Consider the following 4,601-nt stretch of genomic DNA (forward strand, 5'->3'; position numbering starts at 1 on the left):
CTTCGGTGCGCAGCGGGTTGATCTCCGAGACCGCGCCGACGAACGTGGTCTTGCCCACGCCGAAACCACCGGCCACCACGATCTTCGCGGAGGTCGTGGAGCGGACCGCCTCGCCGCTAGAGGTTCCGAAGTCCACTGAGCACCCTTTCGAGCAGTGTCACGTCAGGCTGGCCGCCGGCGGCCGCGTCGCCGCCGGGCTGATGGATGGCGACGAGCCCGGCCTCGGCCAAGTCGGCGACGAGGATTCGGGCGACGCCGAGCGGAATGGACAGAAGTGCCGAGATCTCGGCAACCGACTTGATCTCGCGGCACAGATGACAGATGCGCTGGTGTTCCGGCAACTGCCCTTGGAGCTGGGCCGGCTGGGCCGTGGTGTGCACCAGCGCCTCGATGGCGAGCTGGTAACGCGGCCGGGTCCGGCCACCGGTCATGGCATACGGGCGGACCAGCGGGTTGTGCGCGCCGCCGCCCCTGGCGCCCGGTGCTGCCGCGCGCCGGTGCTGCTGCGGCGGGACCTGCGGAGGCAGATGCTGCGGCATCTGGGGTGGACGCACTGGCTCGGGCTGGGCCCTTGGCGTTGGCGCAGAGGGGAAGTTGAAGCGGTTCGGCGGCGGCCCAGCCTGCTGATCATTGCCATACGGGTAACCGCCTGGGGGCGTTGCCACGTCTCCTCCTCCGACTTTCCTGTCTGCTGCTCGCGCCACCGCACCTTAAGGCGCGGTGGCGCTAAACGCACTGCCTCTTTGCTAGTTGAGAAGGCTTCCCTGCAGTTCGGCGCGGAGGTCGGGCGTCAGGACGTTGCCCGCGCGGTCGACCAGCAGGGCCATCTCATAGCCCACCAGGCCGATGTCGCACTCCGGGTGGGCGAGGACGGCCAGTGAGGAGCCGTCCGAGATGGACATGATGAAGAGGAAGCCGCGCTCCATCTCCACCACGGTCTGGTTGACCGCGCCCCCCTCGAAGATCCGGGACGCGCCGGCCGTCAGCGAGGTCAGGCCGGAGGCCACCGCCGCCAACTGGTCCGCACGGTCCCGCGGAAACCCTTCGGACATCGCCAGAAGGAGTCCGTCGGCGGAGACCACGACGGTGTGGGACACCCCTGGGGTGCTCTCCACGAAACTGGTGATCAACCAGTTCAGGTTCTGCGCCGCCTGGCTCATCGGGCTCACACTAACGCTCCTGATCGTAGGTGCCGCCGGGGCCGAAGCCCTGGTCGTGTTGCTGACGCTGCTCGGTGTTCGCGGGGTACTCCGAGGAGTCCGTCCCCGCGCTGCGCCCCTGTTGGACACCGCGACGCAGATTCGCGAGCCTGCCGCGGACATCCTCCGGCGCGCGGGAGATCTGCGGGCCGCCCTGGGCGGTCTCCGCGGCCTTGCCCTCGACCAGATTGGCCCTGGGCACCCGGCGCGGGAGACCGGAGGGGGTCACTCCGCCGGCCTTCGGTGCTCGGAGCTGCTCGGCGCGGTGCCAGCGCTCGTCATTGGCCGACTGCCGGTCGGGCTTGTCACCCTCCTGAGCCTGCTGTGTGACCTCCTGCTGGGACCGCTCCCGTTCACCGCCGTCCCTTGTGGCCTCCTCGCCCGTCTCGGGTTGCTGCCACTGCTTTTCGCGGCGCGGCAGACCGGACCCGGTCAGCGAGGGGGAGCCGCTCGAAGCGGGGCCCGGACGGTCGAACTCTACGCGCTCCGGCTGCGCCGTGTCAGCGGTCGGCAAGGATTCCGATTCCGCTGCGTAACCCGCCGTGTACCCATACTGGTACGGACTTGACTCCGGGGCGGGCACGGCCCACTCGCCTTGGTGGGTGGGCGCGTTGTGGTCGCCGTACGTCTGCTGGTCCAGGAAGCCGGGCTCTGGATGGGCGGCTTCCGTATACGGCTGTTGCGGCTGCGGTTCGGGCTGCGGCCGGGCAAAGGGCTGTTGTGGCGGTTCCATGGGGAACGGCGGCCCTGCGGAGGCGTTTTCGGCGTTGGCGGGTTGCTGGGTCCCCTGTGTCTCTCCCAGCGCGGCGCGCCGCTCCTCGCGCAGCCGGGACCGGCCGAGCGGGTCCAGGGTGGGGATGCCGGACTGCTGCCCGGGCTCGTATCGGGAGTCGTCGAAGCCGAGTTCGGCCGCGGTCCGCAGTTGGGCGATGGGCGCCGACTGCTGCTCGGGCACGATCCGGGACACCGTGAAGTCATCGGCACCGGCCTGCTCGTCCTCGCCACCGCCACCGTGGGTGATGGCGTCCGGCAGCATCACCAGCGAGGTGGTGCCCGCCTGTTCGCCCGAGGGGCGCAGCTGGACGCGGATGCCGTGCCGCATCGCCAGGCGGCCGACCACGAACAGGCCCATGCGCTGCGAGATCGCCACGTCCACGGTCGGCGGGTTGGCCAGCTTGTGGTTGATGTCGGCGAAGTCCTCGGGGGTGAGCCCGATGCCCTTGTCGTGGATCTCGACCATCACCCGGCCGTCGGGCAGCCGGGTCGCGGTGATGCGGACCTTGGTGTGCGGGGAGGAGAAGGTGGTCGCGTTCTCCAGCAGCTCGGCGAGCAGGTGCACCAGGTCGGTCACGGCCAGGCCGTGGATGTCGGCCTCCGGGACGCCGCTCAGCTCGATGCGCTCATAGGCCTCCACCTCGGAGGCGGCGGCGCGCAGCACGTCCACCAGCGGGATCGGCTGGTCCCAGCGGCGGCCGGGCTCCTCGCCCGCGAGGACCAGGAGGTTTTCGCCGTTGCGCCGCATGCGGGTGGCCAGGTGATCCAGCCGGAAGAGGTTCTCCAGCTGGTCCGGGTCGGCCTCGTTGTTCTCCAGCGCGGTGATGAGGGTCAGCTGGCCCTCGATCAGGCTCTGGTTGCGGCGGGAGAGGTTGGTGAAGATCGCGTTGACGTTGCCCCGCAGCAGGGCCTGCTCGGCGGCGAGCCGGACGGCCTCGCGGTGCACCTGGTCGAAGGCGCGGGCGACCTCGCCGATCTCGTCCTTGGTGGTGATCGGGATGGGCTGTACCCGGGTGTCGACGCGGCCCGGGTCGGTCCGTGACAGCTGGTCGACCAGTGCGGGCAGGCGCTGCTCGGCGACGTCGAAGGCGGCGGTGCGCAGCCGGCGCATGCTGCGGCTCATCGAGCGGGCCATTCGCCCGGCCACCACAAAGGCGGCGAGCAGGGCGACCACCACGATCGCCGAGTTGACGATCGCGTCCCGCTGGGCGGTCGAGGAAATCTGCTCGACGTCGTCCACGGCGGTGTCGGCCAGGTGCTGTTCCACGGCGCGGTAGGCGTCGAACTTGCCGGTGGCGGTGGCGAACCAGGTCTGCGGAGTGATGCCCTGGGCCTTCAACTGTGCCGCGGACGCATTGGACATGATGGCGGCGGCCATCCTGTCCTGCTTCTGCATCTGGGCCTGGTCGGGGAGCGCGGATTCGAGCCGCTTGAGGTCGGCCTCGGAGCCGCCCGTCTTGTACTCGTCCTCGGAGATGTACTCCATGAACTTGTACGAGGAGAAGGACGTCAGCAGGAATGTGCGGTCCTTGGTGCTCAGATCGGGCTTCGCCAGCAGATGGGTGCCCATGGAGCGCTGCAGCGACTCGGCGGCCTGGGCGAGGGAGACCGCGTACATGGTGCGGCCGTAGGAGCCCGCGGAGCTGCCGGTGCCCAGACCCAGCTCATTGGCGAAGGCCATCAGCGGGCGCTGGATGGAACCGTAGGCGTCCTCGGTCTGGACGCTCTTGTAGGCGGTCCTGCGGATGTCGTCGAGCTTCTGCTCGGCGTCCCGGACGGCCTTCAGCCTGCGCTGCAGGCTTGCGGTGTCCGGCATGCTCTTGGCGGCCCTGTCGAACTCCTCGCGGGCGGTGTCCGTGGCGTCCCGGAGCTTCTTGACGCCCGGGTCGTCGGTCTTGTTCTCGAGCAGGGGTATCGCGGACCCGTCGCGCTCCTGGAGCACGGCGTGGGCGTAGCTGCCGGCGGCCCGCACCAGCCGGGCGGTCTTCGCGGCGTCCTCGGCCTCCACCCAGGTGTCGATGGACTTCTTCACATCGAGGCCACCGAAGGCGAGGGCGACCAGCACCGGTATCAGCAGGATGGCGTTCAGCCGGGTGGGCACCCGCCAGTTGCGGGGCGAGAGACGGCCGCCGCGGCTCGGCGGCGCGGCGGGGGATTCGGGAACGTCGGAAGGCGGCACCGCCGCACGCGACGGCGGTGTGAAGTTGCCCCGCGCGTCTCGTGTCTGCTGCGCGGTGCCGGTCTTTCTTCGCCTCACTCGTCCAACAACCTCTCGGCGCACTGTCCTCGTGCCGTCGTTCGGCTGAGCCATGACTGCTCAGTTCGGGAAATTCCAGCATGCCGGGCAGTGCGTTCCAAACACTGGGCAGAGCCGCTGCCCGGCGCAGCATGCCCGACATAAAACGGGCATTAAGCGCGACAGCCTTCAAAAGGCGGGCGAATTGTGCGCGCAGTGAAACCGGCCGAACGCGTCGGGTGGTCGCGTCCGGCCAATTCAACAGTCGAAATGTTATGAACCGTGGGCCGGCCCGTGTTCAATCACACAGCCCACCGCCTTGCGGCGGCGGTCACTTGAGCCGGGCCATGAGGGCGTGTTCGACGAGGGTGATGAGGGCGCTTTTGGCTTCG

At 69.5% G+C, this 4,601-nt stretch carries 3 protein-coding genes and 1 pseudogene; all 4 read right to left on the reverse strand.

Features of this window, described 5'->3' with window-relative positions; translation table 11 throughout:
* Positions 1-136 (reverse strand): annotated as a pseudogene (locus ABCR83_RS32170) (ATP-binding protein); the annotation flags it as partial.
* Positions 117-665 carry a DUF742 domain-containing protein gene (locus ABCR83_RS32175; RefSeq protein WP_462698799.1) on the reverse strand — a complete coding sequence of 183 codons (549 nt, stop codon included), beginning with the start codon at positions 663-665 and terminating at the stop codon, positions 117-119. The gene ABCR83_RS32175 and the pseudogene ABCR83_RS32170, both read right to left, overlap by 20 nt.
* 81 nt (positions 666-746) lie before the next feature.
* Positions 747-1,169 (reverse strand): roadblock/LC7 domain-containing protein, encoded by a 423-nt coding sequence (locus tag ABCR83_RS32180; RefSeq protein WP_344031778.1) that lies wholly within the window; start codon positions 1,167-1,169, stop codon positions 747-749.
* A gap of 1 nt (position 1,170) precedes the next feature.
* A complete protein-coding gene (locus ABCR83_RS32185) occupies positions 1,171-4,230 on the reverse strand; it encodes a nitrate- and nitrite sensing domain-containing protein (RefSeq protein ID WP_462698800.1) in 3,060 nt (1,019 codons plus the stop codon).
* Positions 4,231-4,601: the final 371 nt, after the last annotated feature.

The organism is Streptomyces xingningensis (assembly GCF_054957865.1).